Source organism: Microbulbifer maximicatervae (SeqCode) (assembly GCF_052467955.1).
Genome location: NZ_CP174329.1, coordinates 3,933,422 through 3,948,314, shown reverse-complemented (window position 1 = coordinate 3,948,314; position 14,893 = coordinate 3,933,422). Strand labels below are relative to the sequence as shown.

16 protein-coding genes are annotated in these 14,893 nt (G+C 53.0%); 11 read left to right on the top strand and 5 right to left on the bottom strand.

Translation table 11 applies throughout. The features are described 5' to 3' along the window. The first annotated feature begins 1 nt into the window (after position 1). Positions 2-724, top strand: coding sequence for a uracil-DNA glycosylase (gene ung, locus ACJJI5_RS16905; protein ID WP_445354710.1), 723 nt, complete (start codon positions 2-4; stop codon positions 722-724). Between the two features lie 272 nt (positions 725-996). Next, entirely contained in the window at positions 997-1,236 is a 240-nt protein-coding gene (locus ACJJI5_RS16900; protein ID WP_444925507.1) for a DUF1059 domain-containing protein, read from the top strand. Between the two features lie 143 nt (positions 1,237-1,379). On the opposite strand, the gene ACJJI5_RS16895 is transcribed toward ACJJI5_RS16900, so the two are convergent. The 3 genes from ACJJI5_RS16895 to ygfZ form a co-directional block, all read right to left on the bottom strand. After that, the gene (locus tag ACJJI5_RS16895) at positions 1,380-1,931 is read right to left on the bottom strand and encodes a hypothetical protein (protein WP_445354709.1); all 552 of its coding nucleotides are present in this window, start codon (positions 1,929-1,931) and stop codon (positions 1,380-1,382) included. 186 nt (positions 1,932-2,117) lie between these two features. Next, positions 2,118-2,669: a hypothetical protein gene (locus ACJJI5_RS16890; RefSeq protein WP_445354708.1), complete on the bottom strand. Its 552-nt coding sequence runs from the start codon at positions 2,667-2,669 to the stop codon at positions 2,118-2,120. Between the two features lie 196 nt (positions 2,670-2,865). Next, positions 2,866-3,906: a CAF17-like 4Fe-4S cluster assembly/insertion protein YgfZ gene (gene ygfZ, locus ACJJI5_RS16885; RefSeq protein WP_445354707.1), complete on the bottom strand. Its 1,041-nt coding sequence runs from the start codon at positions 3,904-3,906 to the stop codon at positions 2,866-2,868. 112 nt (positions 3,907-4,018) lie between these two features. Between ygfZ and ACJJI5_RS16880 the strand changes: the two genes are divergently transcribed. Then, positions 4,019-4,264, top strand: a complete 246-nt coding sequence (locus ACJJI5_RS16880) for an FAD assembly factor SdhE (RefSeq protein ID WP_282931952.1) — start codon at positions 4,019-4,021, stop codon at positions 4,262-4,264. After that, complete coding sequence (locus ACJJI5_RS16875; RefSeq protein WP_413662754.1) at positions 4,239-4,691, top strand: protein YgfX; 453 nt, start codon at positions 4,239-4,241, stop codon at positions 4,689-4,691. Before ACJJI5_RS16880 ends, ACJJI5_RS16875 begins: the two co-directional genes overlap by 26 nt. 46 nt (positions 4,692-4,737) lie before the next feature. On the opposite strand, the gene nadB is transcribed toward ACJJI5_RS16875, so the two are convergent. Beyond that, positions 4,738-6,345, bottom strand: coding sequence for an L-aspartate oxidase (gene nadB, locus ACJJI5_RS16870; RefSeq protein WP_445354706.1), 1,608 nt, complete (start codon positions 6,343-6,345; stop codon positions 4,738-4,740). A gap of 178 nt (positions 6,346-6,523) precedes the next feature. On the opposite strand from nadB, the gene rpoE reads away from it, so the two are divergent. The 5 genes from rpoE (at position 6,524) to ycjG (ending at position 10,694) form a co-directional block, all read left to right on the top strand. Beyond that, positions 6,524-7,138, top strand: a complete 615-nt coding sequence (rpoE, locus tag ACJJI5_RS16865) for an RNA polymerase sigma factor RpoE (protein WP_282931954.1) — start codon at positions 6,524-6,526, stop codon at positions 7,136-7,138. A gap of 118 nt (positions 7,139-7,256) precedes the next feature. Beyond that, positions 7,257-7,961, top strand: coding sequence for a sigma-E factor negative regulatory protein (locus tag ACJJI5_RS16860; protein WP_444898008.1), 705 nt, complete (start codon positions 7,257-7,259; stop codon positions 7,959-7,961). Position 7,962: 1 nt separating this feature from the next. Continuing rightward, positions 7,963-9,201 (top strand): MucB/RseB family sigma factor regulatory protein, encoded by a 1,239-nt coding sequence (locus tag ACJJI5_RS16855; RefSeq protein WP_445354705.1) that lies wholly within the window; start codon positions 7,963-7,965, stop codon positions 9,199-9,201. A 12-nt stretch (positions 9,202-9,213) separates the two neighbouring features. Beyond that, complete coding sequence (locus ACJJI5_RS16850) at positions 9,214-9,663, top strand: SoxR reducing system RseC family protein (protein ID WP_282931957.1); 450 nt, start codon at positions 9,214-9,216, stop codon at positions 9,661-9,663. 83 nt (positions 9,664-9,746) lie between these two features. Next, the gene (ycjG, locus tag ACJJI5_RS16845; RefSeq protein WP_445354704.1) at positions 9,747-10,694 is read left to right on the top strand and encodes an L-Ala-D/L-Glu epimerase; all 948 of its coding nucleotides are present in this window, start codon (positions 9,747-9,749) and stop codon (positions 10,692-10,694) included. Here ycjG and mpaA read toward each other — a convergent pair. Further along, positions 10,682-11,386, bottom strand: a complete 705-nt coding sequence (gene mpaA / locus ACJJI5_RS16840; protein ID WP_444911208.1) for a murein tripeptide amidase MpaA — start codon at positions 11,384-11,386, stop codon at positions 10,682-10,684. The two genes, ycjG and mpaA, sit on opposite strands and share 13 nt — an antisense overlap. A 171-nt stretch (positions 11,387-11,557) precedes the next feature. Between mpaA and ACJJI5_RS16835 the strand changes: the two genes are divergently transcribed. Then, positions 11,558-12,952 (top strand): Do family serine endopeptidase, encoded by a 1,395-nt coding sequence (locus ACJJI5_RS16835; RefSeq protein WP_444911207.1) that lies wholly within the window; start codon positions 11,558-11,560, stop codon positions 12,950-12,952. 134 nt (positions 12,953-13,086) lie between these two features. Continuing rightward, positions 13,087-14,892 (top strand): translation elongation factor 4, encoded by a 1,806-nt coding sequence (lepA, locus tag ACJJI5_RS16830; protein WP_413662746.1) that lies wholly within the window; start codon positions 13,087-13,089, stop codon positions 14,890-14,892. Position 14,893 lies beyond the last annotated feature (1 nt).

The following is a 14,893-nucleotide window of genomic DNA, read 5'->3' as shown; positions in this document are numbered from 1 at the left end:
AATGCCGGTTCCGGACAAAATAAAGATCCACCCCTCTTGGTACGATGTTTTGGGCGGGGAGTTTGACCAACCCTACATGGCCCAATTGCGTCAGTTTTTAAAGGGGGAGAAGGCTGCCGGCAAGAAGATCTACCCAGCCGGTGGCCAGATCTTTAATGCCTTTAACTCCACACCTTTTGATCAGGTAAAAGTCGTTATCCTGGGTCAGGACCCATACCATGGCGTTGGCCAAGCCCATGGCCTGTGCTTTTCTGTGATGCCCGGAGTACGCATTCCTCCATCGCTGCAAAATATTTATAAAGAGTTGCACTCCGATATGGGTATTCCCCCTGCACACCACGGTTGCCTGCAACCTTGGGCAGAGCGGGGCGTGCTTTTGCTAAATGCCACCCTTACTGTTGAGGACAGCAAGGCCGGCGCCCACCAGGGGCAGGGTTGGGAGCAATTTACGGATGCGGCGATTCACAAGCTAGCGGAACAGCGTGAAGGGCTAGTCTTTGTTCTTTGGGGGAGCTATGCCCAAAAGAAGGGAGGCTTTATCGACCGCAATAAGCATTTAGTGTTGCGTGCTCCACATCCCTCTCCTCTATCTGCGCACCGGGGTTTCTTTGGAACCCGTCCTTTTTCCCAGGCAAATCACTGGTTGCAACAGCGTGGAGAAAAGCCTATTGAGTGGGCTTTGCCAGAGGCGGATCAATTGAAGCGAATTGCTGTGGAGATTTAGTGGCTTGCCCCGGATAGGTATTATCTATCCGGGTTTGTATTTATCCAGAGAGCCAAAAATTCTATTCCTGTTATCCTTCTCTTGGCTTCCAGATAAAGAATCTTTCTATTTTTTAGTGGTTATATGCGTCAATTCTCTGCTTTGGCAGTGTTTTGCGATGGAAATCTATCGAGGCTTGAAAGCCAATCAGAGCTATTATCTATTTTTGGCTCTTTTGAAGTTATTTATCTGTCCGATAAAGTATCAGTTGTGAAATCTAAGGTGGAATTGCTATGAAAATGATGACCTGCAAGGAGTTGGGAGGCGCCTGCGATGTGGAGTTTCGTGGGAATAACTTTGAAGAGGTGGCGGAGCTTAGCAAGATGCACGGAATCGAGATGTATCGAAAAAATGATGCACAGCACTTGCAAGCAATGAAAAAAATGCAGGATTTGATGAAAGATCCTGAATCAATGCAGAAGTGGTATGAGTCAAAGAAGGCGGAATTTTCAGCTCTCCCGGATTGTAAATAGAAAAATTAGTATTTTATGGGTGGAGATTGATTTGGCCTAATAAGCTTGGTGGCTAAAGTTTGATTAATAATATATGGATTGAGTAATTCGAAAAGGGTCTCCACTTGGGTGGTATATATTGCTTGGCTAATAATCCTATCTATTTAAGATTGGCGACCCTTCACAGTGTGGCCCTTTTTAGCCTCAACGGCCTTCCAAAGAGGTCGCATTAACAACCGAGCAAATGCAAAGCCGACAAAGAACAAGTTACAGATGTAGGCTAAGAAATATGGCCCAAACTCTCTTTCGAAAAATATGCCAGTAGCGTTGAGGGTGCTGGCGATAACTACCGATGAAGCGATGCTGAAAAGCCCATAGTAGGTAACTTTCATTACAATAGACACAAATTTGAAGTGTCTTTTTTTCCACAGATAGACAATAAAGCCTGTAGTGGCTATTCCCATCAAGGAGCTGCTTGTAGACCAAACATAGCCAGCATCGATACGGAAGTTCAAAAGTGCCAAAGAAAAGGCGGCGAGCAGTGCGCTGAATAGGCTGATATAGACAATCATGGCCAGAGACACCACATGACCCCTAGAGATACTCTCTATTCTCCTTGACTGAAATGTGGCAACCATTGCCGCAAATCCTGCCAGCACTATGGATATTTCAATAATGACAAGCAATTGATCGATTTGTACCGACAGTTTTTCCATCTTCCGCTATTGTCCCAAGCAGAAAGGTTAAATAGGAAAGTTGATAACAGTATATGAGTGAAATGGAGAGCTGGTAAGTTGTTTCCCGTCTCACAATTAGCTTTATTTTAGCCCGCTTGCTATATGGTTAATAATTGTTGTTTGGTGTAGGTGTCCAACGGTTGGCGCCACACTTTTAGCTGAAAATCAGCCGGACGCCACCGTTTTCTCCTTGCCGGTTCGGCCTAGTTCATTTTCTCTAACAGCTACCCATAATGGGCGCATAAGCAGTCTTGAAAATGCATAACCGACGACAAATAGGTTGCAAACAAAGGATAAAAAATACGGCCCATACTCCCTGTTGAAAACGATCCCTAGCGCATTCATGATATTGATAATAACTACTGAGCCGGCAATTCCAAAAAGAAGGAAATAGGTAACCTTGGCAACAATTGAAACAGACTTGAGTCGTTTCTTTATCCATAGGTAGCCGATAGAAAACGACGTAGCCACACTCATGGCAAAACTGCTTACTGACCACAGGGTGCGATCAGCGAGATCAAAATTGGATAGAGTCAGGGTGAAGGCAGCCAGTAATGCGTTGATCAAGCTGATATAAATAATCATCGCGAGGGATACAATTCTTCCTTTGCCAAGATTTCTGCCTTTTCTGGGGTGGAGCGTGCCAACTATTGCAGCAAAGCCTGCCAGAATAATACAGCATTCAAGAACGACAATTAGTTGGTCTAACTCTTTCAATATTGCCTCCCTCTACTGCTTTATTTAGCTGGAATTTTGAACCCCAGGGAAAGATCCATAAATATAGTAGCGGTAGTAAGCTGCGTTTTGAGTGGTGCAAACCTTTTTGCTTTTCAGAGGTTCTTTCTGGTTGTTAACTCATAAACAAAAAAGGCGACTAAAAAGCCGCCTTTTTGATTAAAAGTAATTTTCTTGTTTAGGCTAGCGGATCGGCGTCTGCATCGTAGGGGAGTTCCTCGATATCCAAAGTGCGGCCATCTTTCAGGTGTAAGGTTTCACCTGCGGCCACTTTGGATATGGTGAGTACGGCGAGTAGCTGAATGCCTTCTTTGCTATGGCAGGCTTCCATCAGATTGCCAATACTTTGTTTTCCATCTCCAAATATCTCCATGCCAGATTCAGGGAGATCCCCCGCAGTGCAGCTTGCCCGGTAAAGGCGACGCTTGGCGGCGCCGCGGAATTGCATACGGGCAATTACTTCCTGGCCGGTATAGCAGCCTTTTTTAAAGCTCACGCCACCGAGCAGGTGCAGGTTGGTCATCTGCGGGATAAACATCTCTGTAGTGGCGGCGTCCACCTGGGGGATGCCGGCTTCAATTTGGCGCATTTGCCAACAGTCATAGCCGGTAGCTTCACACTCTGGTGATAGCTTTTGCCACAGTTGCTGGACCTTGCTGGTGGGTACCAGGATGGCTAGCTGCAGGTCGGTAATACATTGGGCAATGCAGCGCTCCCCTTCGAAGTCAAATAGCTTCACCTCGCCGACAGAAGGTTGCTCGAAGCCCAGCAATTTGGAGGTACGCTCTGCCACATCGCGTCCCTGCAGGCCTAACCAGTGGGTTTCATCACTGATGTCGCGCAGCTCTGTTTTGAAAAAGACGGCGTACTTGGCCAGCGCTTGCTGGGCGATGGGGGCCAAATCCTTTGGCAATCGGAAGATGAACTCACTTTGCGAAAGTTTCAGTGCACTAAAAGCACTGATCATACGCCCCTTGGGGTTGCAGTGAGCTCCCAGGGTACTGTGTTCATCGGGAAGGTTGATCAAGTCACAGGTGAGCTGCCCCTGTAAGAACTTCTGGCTGTCGGGTCCGGTAATGGAAATAGCTCCGATTGGGCCCAGGTCCAGCAGGTGCAAACTCTGAGGGTCTTCGCGACTAGTGAGAGGGAAGTGAGCTTTGCTGCCCTCCCAAATGGCGCCCTCGTTGCTGAGAAAATCCTGCCACTGTTGCTGATCCATAATCCTGCCACCTGCATTTGTATTCGGGGCATAATTTGGGGGTCCTTCGCGCCCTTTTCAAGTTTGGTGGGGCAGGGGGTATACTGCGCTTTTTATCTGGTTGGAAAGAAGTATGGATCGCAACCGCCTGTTTTGGGCCAGCCGCCGTGGCATGTTGGAATTGGATCTGGTTTTGCTGCCGTTTCTGGATAATGTTTACGAGACCCTGGAGCCAGAGGATCAGCAGCGCTATATCCGCCTGCTTGATGAGCAGGATCAGGATCTGTTCGCCTGGTTCTTGCGTCGAGAAGACCCGGCTGACCCGGACTTGAAGCGTATAGTGCAAATCATCCGTGACAACACCGGACTCCAGGAATAGCTCGACACCCCCGCTTTATGAGCGCAGCGCCCGCTTAAGTTGCGTCGTTGCGCCTTCCTTTCTTTTGCATTTGCTCCTTTTGCTGATCACCTTCCTGGCGATCTTACTGGTCTGGTTGTGTAACCTGCCTTTAGTGTTATCAGGGCTGGCGAGCCTTTTTGTTATGGTTTACGCCGGGATAGAGTGGCGCCGGGTGAAAACTGTGAGCGGCCATTTATCGACCCGTGAGCGAAGGTGGTTTTGGCACCCTGATGGCGCAGATCGTCGCGAATTCCAGTTTGTAAATGAGCTGGTGTTGTGGTCTTGGTTGGTGGTGATAAATGGTCGGGACAGGGCTGGGCGCCGGCTCCGTTTGGTGTTGGCCAAGGATATGCTGGCGCCGCAGGATTGGCGCAGGCTACAAGTGGCACTGCGCTATTCCCGCTAGTTAGCTGGGTTGCCGTGGCGGGCCCAGTTGGCTAAAAATTGGTCGGTTAAATAAATTGGCGTTGGCCGGCAAAGTTCTCTGGCACCAAAATCGTGTCCATAGCAAGTTCACGTAGTTGGGGGTAGTCGAGGGAGTAGTGCAGCCCCCGGCTCTCGCGGCGATCCAGGGCCGAACGAATAATCAATTCCGATACCAGGGAGAGATTGCGCAGTTCAACCAGGTCGCTGCTGATGCGGTAATTGGCGTAGAACTCGCGAATTTCTTTCTGCAGCAACGTTACTCGGTGCTGCGCGCGCAAGAGTCGCTTGCGGGTGCGCACAATGCCTACGTAGTCCCACATAAACCGGCGCAGCTCATCCCAGTTATGGGAAATCACTACATCTTCATCGGAATCGGTGACTCGCGATGCATCCCAGTCTGGAGATGGGCGGGGCGCCTGTACCATACCCAGGTGCTCATCGATATGCAGGGCTGCTGAGCGAGCGTAAACCAGACACTCTAACAGCGAGTTGCTGGCAAGGCGGTTGGCGCCGTGTAAGCCGGTAAATGTCGTTTCGCCAATGGCGTAGAGCTGGTCCAGATCTGTGCGCCCATGGCGATCGACCATAATGCCTCCACAGGTATAGTGAGCTGCAGGCACCACTGGAATAGGCTCTCGGGTGATATCAATGCCATATCGAAGGCAATTGTTATAAACCGTTGGGAAGTGATCGCGGACAAACTGTGGATCTTTGTGGGAAATGTCCAGATAGAGGCAATCTGCCCCCAGCCGTTTCATCTCGTGGTCGATAGCGCGGGCGACGATATCCCGTGGCGCCAACTCTCCTCGCTTGTCGAAGCGGTCCATAAACCGGCTGCCGTCGGGAAGCTTGAGTACAGCGCCTTCACCGCGCAAAGCCTCGGTAACCAGCATGGCCTTGGCCTTGGGATGGTAAAGGCAAGTGGGGTGAAATTGATTGAACTCCATATTGGCCACGCGGCACCCGGCGCGCCAAGCCATTGCGATTCCATCGCCGCTGGCACCGTCCGGGTTACTGGTATAAAGGTAGGCCTTGCTGGCCCCCCCGGTGGCCAGGACGACGGCTTTAGCCTGGATCAGCTCGACCTCATCGTTGCTCTTGTTGAGTACATAGGCGCCGGCACAGCGAAATCGGCCTTTATCTGGATCCGGCTGGCGGATTAGATCGATGGCAACGTGGTGTTCGAAACAGTCGATATTGGGGCTGTTTAGCACCTTGGTGATCAGGGTGCTGTGTACCGCTTGGCCGGTGGCATCGGCGCTATGAATAATGCGCCTGTGACTGTGCCCCCCCTCTTTGGTGAGGTGGTAACCCTGTTCCTCGCGGGTGAAGTCCACACCCTGATCGATTAACCAGCTGATCGCGGCAGTGCTCTCCTCTACGGTAAAGCGCACTGAAGCGGGGTGGCAGAGTCCTGCACCCGCGTCTAATGTGTCTGCAATATGCGACTCAACCGAATCCATCTCATCCAGCACTGCAGCGATGCCTCCCTGGGCGAACCAGGTGGAGCCATCTTGCAATCTCTGTTTGGAGAGCAGGGCCACGCGATACTGGGAGGCGAGATGCAGGGCCAGTGTAAGGCCTGCTGCACCGCTTCCAATTACGAGAACGTCGTAGTTTGCCTGGGCATTCATAGATTTCAATTATGTTTAAGGGTCGCGTAGTATAGCGCCTCCTGATTATTCGTCGATTTGACGTGGAACTTATGTCCTATTGTCATTGTCATCAACACAGTAAAAGAAACGCCTGCGCCGGTGGCCCCGCAGTTAAATTTTGTGGCGCCCGCAGTGTGGCTGGATATGGGAGTTGGGGATGACAGCGCATCAGGCGTCAACGAGTGACCGTGAGCTGGTAGAACGGGTACAAAAAGGGGACAAACGCGCTTTTGACCTTCTTGTACTCAAGTACCAGCACAAAATTGTTGCTGTAGTGAGTCGGTTCATTAAGGACCACAGTGAAGTACAGGATGTAACCCAAGAAGCTTTTATTAAGGCTTATCGTGCTCTTGCCAATTTTCGCGGCGAGAGTGCTTTTTACACCTGGATGTATCGGATTGCGATTAATACCGCCAAGAATCACCTGGTTTCCCGCAGTCGTCGGCCGCCATCTTCCGATGTTGAACTGGAAGATGCTGAGTTTTACTCGGGTGCTGACCTGCTGCGTGACAACGAGACACCTGAAAGTCAGATGTTTCGCGACCAGCTGGAAGCGGCGGTGCATCGCGCTATTCGCGCACTGCCAGAGGATCTGCGCTCAGCGGTAACGCTGAGAGAGCTTGAGGGACTGAGCTACGAGGAAATCGCCGAGGTTATGGGATGCCCGGTGGGAACTGTGCGCTCTAGAATATTTCGCGCACGGGAGGCGATAGACCGGACAGTCCAGGCCGTGATGGCCGGCGAGCCGGAAACACTGGGTGACAGGGGTTAAAATTGCGGAAAATTTTCCCAGTCGGGGAAACCAACCGCTCAGACTCCGGTCATAACATGTAACCAAATATGGTGCTTGTGGGCACCGAATAAATGATTGCACAAGAGGGTTAACCCCTATGTCCCACGGGAATCATCAGGAACGTCTTAACGAGTCGCTCTCGGCGCTCATGGATGGCGAAGTCAGCGAACTGGAGCTGCAACGGCTTCTGAAGGCCAGCGCGGCCTCTGAAGAGTTCGGTGAGCGCTGGTCGCGTTACCAACTTGCGGCGAGTGTTATGCGCCGCGAACAGGTCGCGCCGGTCGACATCGGCCTTGCAGCGAGTATTTCTGCCGCCATCGATGAGGAAGAGCCTCTGTCGCAAAACGGCAATGGGGGATCTGCGGTTGCTGGCAATTTGGTCAACAATCGCTGGTGGCGTCCGCTGTCCCGTGGTGCTGTTGCTGCGACGGTGGCCTTTGCTGCCATTTTGGGTGTGCAGCAAATGACAGATTCTCCACAGAGCGCTATTCAGGGGGCAAACCAGCCGGTAGCTTCGGTAGAACGGGAGGCTCAGCCGGTCGTTCAGTCTGCACCGCAGCCTTCCGGTTTCTATGTGCCCGCCCCTTCCACGCGCTCAGTGAGCACTGCGGCTCCCCGCTTTGTGCCGGAACAACGCACCGGTGTTGTGGGGCAGGCCGTAATTCAGCAGGCCCCGACTCCCGAGTTGATGCGCCACCTGAATCGCGTAATGATTCAGCACTCAGAACAAGCCGCTCATGTGGGCAGTCAGGGCATGGTTCCCTTTGCTCGCGCCACTTACGGCGAACAGGTTGGAATGTAGTGTGACGAAAGTCGAAACCAGGGGGCGCCGAATTTTCAGCGGGATTCTCAAGGCCAACGGTCTACTGTTGGCCTCCTCGTTGTTGGCACCCATGTCATTTGCCCAGGTTGACACTGGGGTCGAACCCAGTGCCCCCACCACCATCAATCTCGATATGAGTACTGCTCCCGCAGCAGCCCCAGCTGTAGTGGAGGTTGCTATGACAGATGGGGGCTCGGTTAAGGTGGAAAGCCCTGCCGCAGTACCGGCCGATCCAGCAACTGCAGCTCCGGAAGGCGCTGTTGGTACCGTGCCGGCGCAAGAGGGGGTGACATCTGGTGTAGTTAATCTCAATCCTGCGAATCTCAACCCTGCAGCGCAGAGCGGCATGGTAAGCCCGGGTGTGGTGAGTAATAACGAGGTTGAGCATTGGCTAGCCAAGTTGGCAAAGGCAGTAACTGAGCTTGAATACAGTGGTCTGGTGACCTTTGAGCATGCGGGCCTCCTGGAGACCTTGCAGGTAGTTCACGCGGTTCGAGAAGGTGAGCAGGTAGAGCGCGTGCGCTACCTCAGTGGTGAGCCTAGAGAGTTGATCAGCCACGGCAGTGCCGGAAATTGCGATGTCAGTGCTTCGCCAAGAAATCGTGCTACAGCATGGAACTCGGCGGGCCAACAACAGGCTCAGCGCGCCTACCAATTTATCTTGCGGGGTGAGGAGCGAATCGCGGATCGCGATGCTGTTGTGATTGAGGCGCGACCGAGGGATCGCTATCGCCTGGGCTTGGTAGTGAGTCTCGATAAACAGACTGGGCTGCCGTTGAAGACCATGCTGGTTAGCACTCAGGGCCGCGTACTGGAGCGTTACCAGTTTGTACAACTGGATCTCTCCCCTGTAGAGGATGCCGCACTACAGGCGGTCTCCAATAATGCCCGGCGCATCGACAATCGGAATGAGTGTACGGCTTCACAGAGCCGCTGGCAGGTGGGCTGGTTGCCCGACGGTTTCAGGGTAGTGTCCGTCAAGCCGTTATCTGATGGCGACATGATGGTGTTTAGCGATGGGCTGGGAGTGTTCTCTGTATTTGTCCAACGCCTCAGTCCAGAACTTGAGGGCTTTAAAGGTCGCGCAATCCGCGGAGCTACAACAGCCTATATGGACCGTCTGGAAATTGAAGGCGTTGCTTACACTGTAACAGTGGTGGGTGAAATCCCCGAAACTACAGCGCGCCGTGTCGCCAGCTCAATTACCGCAAAGAGCTAAGTGAGCATATAGGTGCTTCAAGAGCGTGGCCGGGTGGTGGCCATAGAGTCCGATGCTATCTGGGTGGAGACCACCCAGAGTAGCGCCTGTAATGGCTGTTCTACCAAGTCCAGCTGTGGGACTGGATTGCTGGGCGATCTGTTTTCTTCTTCGACCCGCGTTAAAGTAGCTCTCAACGGTTTTTCTGCTGATAAAATCCACCTCGATGATGTGGCAGTAATTGGTATTACCGAGAATGCCCTGACCAGTAGTGCCTTGCTGGTTTACCTCGTCCCCTTGATGTCCCTGGTGCTAGTTGCACTGATTGGGGATTCGCTCTTCGCTGAGCCCGGTGCTGTAATCGGGGCCTTGATCGGTCTGGTCTTCGGTGCTTTGGGCGTTCGCTGGTACAGTAGATCCCAGTCGCAAAACCCCACCTACACCCCTGTACTTCTGCAGATTGAGCCCTCCCAAAAGAAATAGTCCGCCGCCTCCGCCTTCGCCAGCTAGCCCTCGTCTCCCTGACCTAAACTGAGAGTTCCTTTTATCGCCTGGAGGCTCTGTCAATGAGGGCTCGCTGTTTTGATGAGCGCTGGCCTCTACGCACTGCATTTGTCATCTCTCGTGGCGCGCGCACTGAGGCTCAGGTTGTGGTGGTGGAGCTTAGTGATGGTGAAGTCTCTGGCGTCGGTGAGTGCACGCCTTATGCTCGCTATGGAGAAAGTGCTGCCTCTGTTTTGCACCAGCTGCAGCCGATGCTCAAAGAGGTGAGTGATGGGTTGACCCGAGAGCAATTACAGCTGCGTATGCCTGCCGGAGCGGCGCGAAATGCATTGGATTGTGCGCTGGCAGATTGGGAGGCTAAAAAAGCGGGGCGTCTACACCCGGCTCCGGATTTTCTCCCTACCGTACAGACATTAGTTGTTGATAGTCCCGAGGCAATGGCAAGTGCTGCGAAAATTGCTGTGACGGCGGGAGCTGATATTCTCAAGTTGAAACTTGATGACCAGCATGTGCAAGAAAGGGTGTCGGCAGTTCGCTCAGCAGCACCGGATGCCAGGTTGGTGATTGATGCCAATGAGGCATGGCGAAAAGAGACCTTGTTGCAGAGATGTCATGATTTAAGCAAGCTGGGGGTGGCGATGCTTGAGCAGCCACTTCCAGCGAGTGAAGATGAATTTTTGGAGAGCTTTGAACACCCGCTGACGATTTGTGCGGACGAGAGTTGCCATACTCGGGAGGATCTACCGAAGTTGCTCAAACGCTATGAGATGGTCAATATCAAGTTGGACAAAACTGGCGGGATTACCGAGGCCCTGGCACTGGCAGATGAAGCGACTGATCTCGGCCTGGAAATTATGCTGGGATGTATGCTTTGTACCTCTCGGGCTATCCGAGCAGCCTGGCCCTTGGGAAGTCGAGCGAGCTTTCTGGACCTGGATGGGCCCACCTGGCTGGCCAGCGATGTGGAGCCCCCTCTGCTTTTCAAGGCGGGTAGAGTTTATTGGTCGTAAGTCAGCAGATCGATTAGCGCTTGCAGATAGTCTTCACTTGCCGCATCTGCTGATATTGGAGGGAATTCAAGGGTAATACAAGGCAGTGTTTGTTCTGCGCACCAAGTGCCGAATGATCCTGGGGTCTGGTAACCCACATCCCCAACCAGAGGGAGCTTAAAATCGCTGGCAAGCTGCATTCCCAGAGGGCTGTTGCTGGGGTCCTCGACACAGGCAAGGGGCTCGTGAATGGAAACGGTCCAGGTCGGTCCCAGCTTTGCAAGCAGCTGGCAAAGTGCAGAGGTCTCGGGTTCAGAGGCGGCGCTATCACCTGTACTTAACCGAACATCGCGTTTTTCCGCAGCACTGTTCCACCGGTAGACATTGCCACTGCCATCCCAATTTGCAGTGGCAAAGTTGCGGTTGAGATCTACGCCGCGTGCGTTGGCCCTGGTGCCCAGCTGGCAGCCATCCGGATTGACAGCGAGGATTACGTGATGCCTCAATGAATTGGTGGCGAGGGCCCGCAACGCGCAGGATAGAGCGACGACTGCGGCGACTTCATCTCCGTGGGTACCGGCCATTATGAGGCCGTGGTGGGTACCGGTTTGCGCGGGAAAATAGAGTAGGGGGGCGCCCAAAACACTTTGGCCGTAGAGCTCAGTGGGCAGGTGAAACTGACCGCGTTCTGGGCGCGGGCGCATTTCGGACATCGTTAACTCTTTACACAGTTTTACAGTCTGTTGTAGAACTTTGGTGACTAGATCGCCACTAAGTCGTTACTGAGAGTCCCTAAGGGGCTGGACAAACCAAGGCTCGCCCTTGAAAGGACTCGAAAATCCAATGGTTTCATATTAGAAGGGATCACTAGGGGTAACAAACCTATGGTTAAACGTTGTACACAATATCTACTGGTTCTTTGTCTGCTGGTTTCCGGGGCTGCCAGTGCCCGCGGACTGCCTGAACTTACGGAGTTAATCGAAGATAACTCTCCGGCAGTCGTCAAAATCAACACGGTTGATCGCAACCGCACTAGTCGCAGTAGCCAGCCGCAGCTTCAACAGGAAATTCCCGATATCTTCCGCCACCTTTTCGAGCCGCGCCAGCGCCAGCAGCGCCCGGTAGCGAGTATGGGGTCCGGCTTTATCATCTCTGAAGACGGTTATATCGTAACCAATAATCACGTGGTCGATGGTGCGGACCAGGTAACCGTTACATTGACTGATCGTCGCGAATACGAGGCGCAGGTTATCGGCAAGGATGTGCGCTCCGACCTGGCCCTGTTAAAGATCGACGCGGAAGACCTGTCGTCAGTACGCTGGGGGGATTCCGAAGAACTGCAGGTGGGAGAATGGGTTGTCGCTATTGGCTCTCCCTTCGGCTTGGACTACTCCGCAAGCGCCGGGATCGTCAGTGCGATGGGGCGCAGTATCCCCAATGAGAGCCGCGAGAATTACGTTCCTTTTATCCAGACAGATGTTGCAATTAACCCCGGAAATTCCGGAGGCCCGCTGTTTAACCTGGATGGCGAAGTGGTGGGTATCAACTCTCAGATCTATACCCGCAGTGGCGGTTCTATCGGGCTCTCCTTCGCTATTCCCGCAAGCCTTGCCCAGGATGTGGTTGCCCAGTTAAAAGAAAAAGGACGGGTGGATCGCGGGTGGCTCGGGGTGGGAATCAGTAATGTCGACCGCAATATGGCGGAAGCCATGGGCCTTGGTAAGCCCGCCGGCGCCCTGATCGATCAGGTGAGCCCTGGGTCGCCCGCAGCTCAAGCGGGAATTTTGCCCGGTGATATCATTTTGCGCTTCCATGGTCAGGAAATTGGTGTGCGTGGCGACCTGCCGCACGTTGTAGGCCAGATTCGACCGGGTACACAGGCCCAGGTGGAGTTGATCCGCAATCGTAAACCCGAGCGCCTGAGTGTCACTGTCGGCACCCTGCCGGGTTCTGAAGATGAAGCGAGGCAAGTGGCAGCCAATCCCAGCTCTGGAGTGGGTGGGCGCCTGGGTGTCGTGGTTGAGGAAATTCCCGATATCCTGAAGCAACGCTGGAATGTGGAAACTGGGGTGCTGGTTAAGCAAGTGATTCCAGGCAAGCCCGGTGCCAAAGCAGGTTTGCGCAGTGGCGATATCATCGCGCAACTTGGTTTTGAAGAAGTTGGCGACATTAGTGACTACAAAACTGTCGTCAAGGATCTGCCGGAGGATGAGCTATTGCCGATTCGCTTCTTCCGGGCCGGGCAGTCCACTTTCCGTACAATTAAGATCGAAAGCTAGCCGCTTTCCAGCGATTGGTGGCCCATTGGGCCACCTAGCTCTCACCTCTGTCCATGAGTTCTGTTAGACTTGCGCCACACAGTTGGCACTATAGCCAGCTAATCATTTGATTTTGCAAGGGTTTTTATTCCGCAGTGGCCACAGATCTCTCTCATATCCGCAATTTCTCCATTATTGCCCATATCGACCACGGGAAATCTACCCTGGCTGACCGCTTTATCCAGGACTGTGGTGGCCTCTCCGATCGGGAGATGGCTGAACAGGTGCTGGACAGCATGGAGCTCGAGCGCGAGCGTGGGATTACCATCAAGGCGCAGAGTGTGACGCTCGACTATGAAGCGCGCGATGGTAAGACCTATCAGCTGAACTTTATTGATACCCCCGGACACGTGGATTTCTCCTATGAGGTGTCCCGTTCTCTGGCAGCTTGTGAAGGCGCGCTACTGGTGGTAGATGCCGCCCAGGGCGTTGAGGCCCAGTCGGTTGCCAACTGCTATACAGCCATTGAACAGGGGTTGGAAGTTATCCCTGTCTTGAACAAGATGGACTTGCCCCAGGCAGACCCTGAAAAGGTTGCCGAAGAAATTGAAGATATTATCGGTATCGATGCCGCCGAAGCGACTCGTTGCAGCGCTAAGTCTGGCCTCGGTGTTGAGGATGTACTGGAAGATCTGGTGCGCTTGGTACCACCGCCTGAAGGCGATGTCGATGCTCCTCTACAGGCGCTGATTATCGACTCATGGTTTGACAGTTACCTGGGCGTTGTTTCCTTGGTGCGTGTTGTACAGGGCACCCTGAAAACCAAAGAAAAGATTGTCACCAAATCTATCGGTCGTGCCCATGTTGTGGACAGCGTGGGAATCTTTACACCCAAGCGCCACGAAACCGGTGTACTTCGCGCAGGTGAAGTGGGCTTTGTGGTGGCAGGTATCAAGGATATTCATGGCGCTCCTGTGGGCGATACGTTGACCCATGCTAAGGGCGCCGATGATATTGATATGCTGCCGGGCTTCCAGAAGGTTAAGCCCCAGGTTTATGCAGGCTTGTTCCCGGTTAGTTCAGACGATTATGAGGCTTTCCGGGATGCGCTGGAGAAGCTGTCGCTGAACGATGCCTCCCTGTTCTACGAACCAGAAACATCCGATGCCCTGGGCTTTGGTTTCCGTTGTGGCTTCCTCGGCATGCTGCATATGGAAATTATCCAGGAGCGTCTGGAGCGGGAATACGACCTGGATCTGATTACCACAGCGCCGACCGTGGTTTATGAAGTTGAGCAGTCAGACGGTGAGATAGTGATGGTAGATAATCCATCGCGCTTACCCGATGTAGGCTCCATCGAAGAGATGAGGGAGCCGATTGCCGAGGTGAATATTCTTGTACCTCAGGAGTATTTGGGCAACGTCATCACTTTGTGCGTGGAAAAACGCGGTATTCAAAAGGACATGCAATACGTAGGTTCACAAGTGTCCCTGCGCTATGAGCTGCCGATGAGCGAAGTGGTTATGGACTTCTTCGACCGTCTCAAATCCGTAAGCCGCGGCTTTGCCTCTTTGGATTACAGCTTTGTCCGCTTTGAAGCGGCCAAGTTGGTGCGACTGGATATCCTGATTAATGGTGACCGGGTGGATGCTCTGGCGCTGATTGTCCACCGCGATAATGCGCAGCAGAAAGGCCGCGCAATGGCGGAAAAGATGAAAGAGCTGATTCCCCGTCAGATGTTTGATGTGGCGATCCAGGCGGCTATTGGTGGTCAGGTGGTTTCGAGAACCACGGTGAAGGCGCTGCGCAAAAACGTGACGGCCAAATGTTACGGTGGTGATGTTACTCGTAAGAAGAAGCTGCTGGAGAAGCAGAAAGCGGGTAAGCGCAGAATGAAGCAGTTGGGCCGTGTTGAAGTGCCGCAGGAGGCATTCCTGGCGGTACTGAAGGTGGATCAGTAGG

Excerpts from the sequence above, each read along its gene's own strand:
- ung (WP_445354710.1), top strand. The coding sequence starts at position 2 with ATGCCGGTTCCGGACAAAATAAAGATCCACCCCTCTTGGTACGATGTT.
- ACJJI5_RS16900 (WP_444925507.1), top strand. The coding sequence starts at position 997 with ATGAAAATGATGACCTGCAAGGAGTTGGGAGGCGCCTGCGATGTGGAG.
- ACJJI5_RS16895 (WP_445354709.1), bottom strand. The coding sequence starts at position 1,931 with ATGGAAAAACTGTCGGTACAAATCGATCAATTGCTTGTCATTATTGAA.
- ygfZ (WP_445354707.1), bottom strand. The coding sequence starts at position 3,906 with ATGGATCAGCAACAGTGGCAGGATTTTCTCAGCAACGAGGGCGCCATT.
- ACJJI5_RS16880 (WP_282931952.1), top strand. The coding sequence starts at position 4,019 with ATGGATCGCAACCGCCTGTTTTGGGCCAGCCGCCGTGGCATGTTGGAA.
- nadB (WP_445354706.1), bottom strand. The coding sequence starts at position 6,345 with ATGAATGCCCAGGCAAACTACGACGTTCTCGTAATTGGAAGCGGTGCA.
- rpoE (WP_282931954.1), top strand. The coding sequence starts at position 6,524 with ATGACAGCGCATCAGGCGTCAACGAGTGACCGTGAGCTGGTAGAACGG.
- ACJJI5_RS16860 (WP_444898008.1), top strand. The coding sequence starts at position 7,257 with ATGTCCCACGGGAATCATCAGGAACGTCTTAACGAGTCGCTCTCGGCG.
- ycjG (WP_445354704.1), top strand. The coding sequence starts at position 9,747 with ATGAGGGCTCGCTGTTTTGATGAGCGCTGGCCTCTACGCACTGCATTT.
- mpaA (WP_444911208.1), bottom strand. The coding sequence starts at position 11,386 with ATGTCCGAAATGCGCCCGCGCCCAGAACGCGGTCAGTTTCACCTGCCC.
- ACJJI5_RS16835 (WP_444911207.1), top strand. The coding sequence starts at position 11,558 with ATGGTTAAACGTTGTACACAATATCTACTGGTTCTTTGTCTGCTGGTT.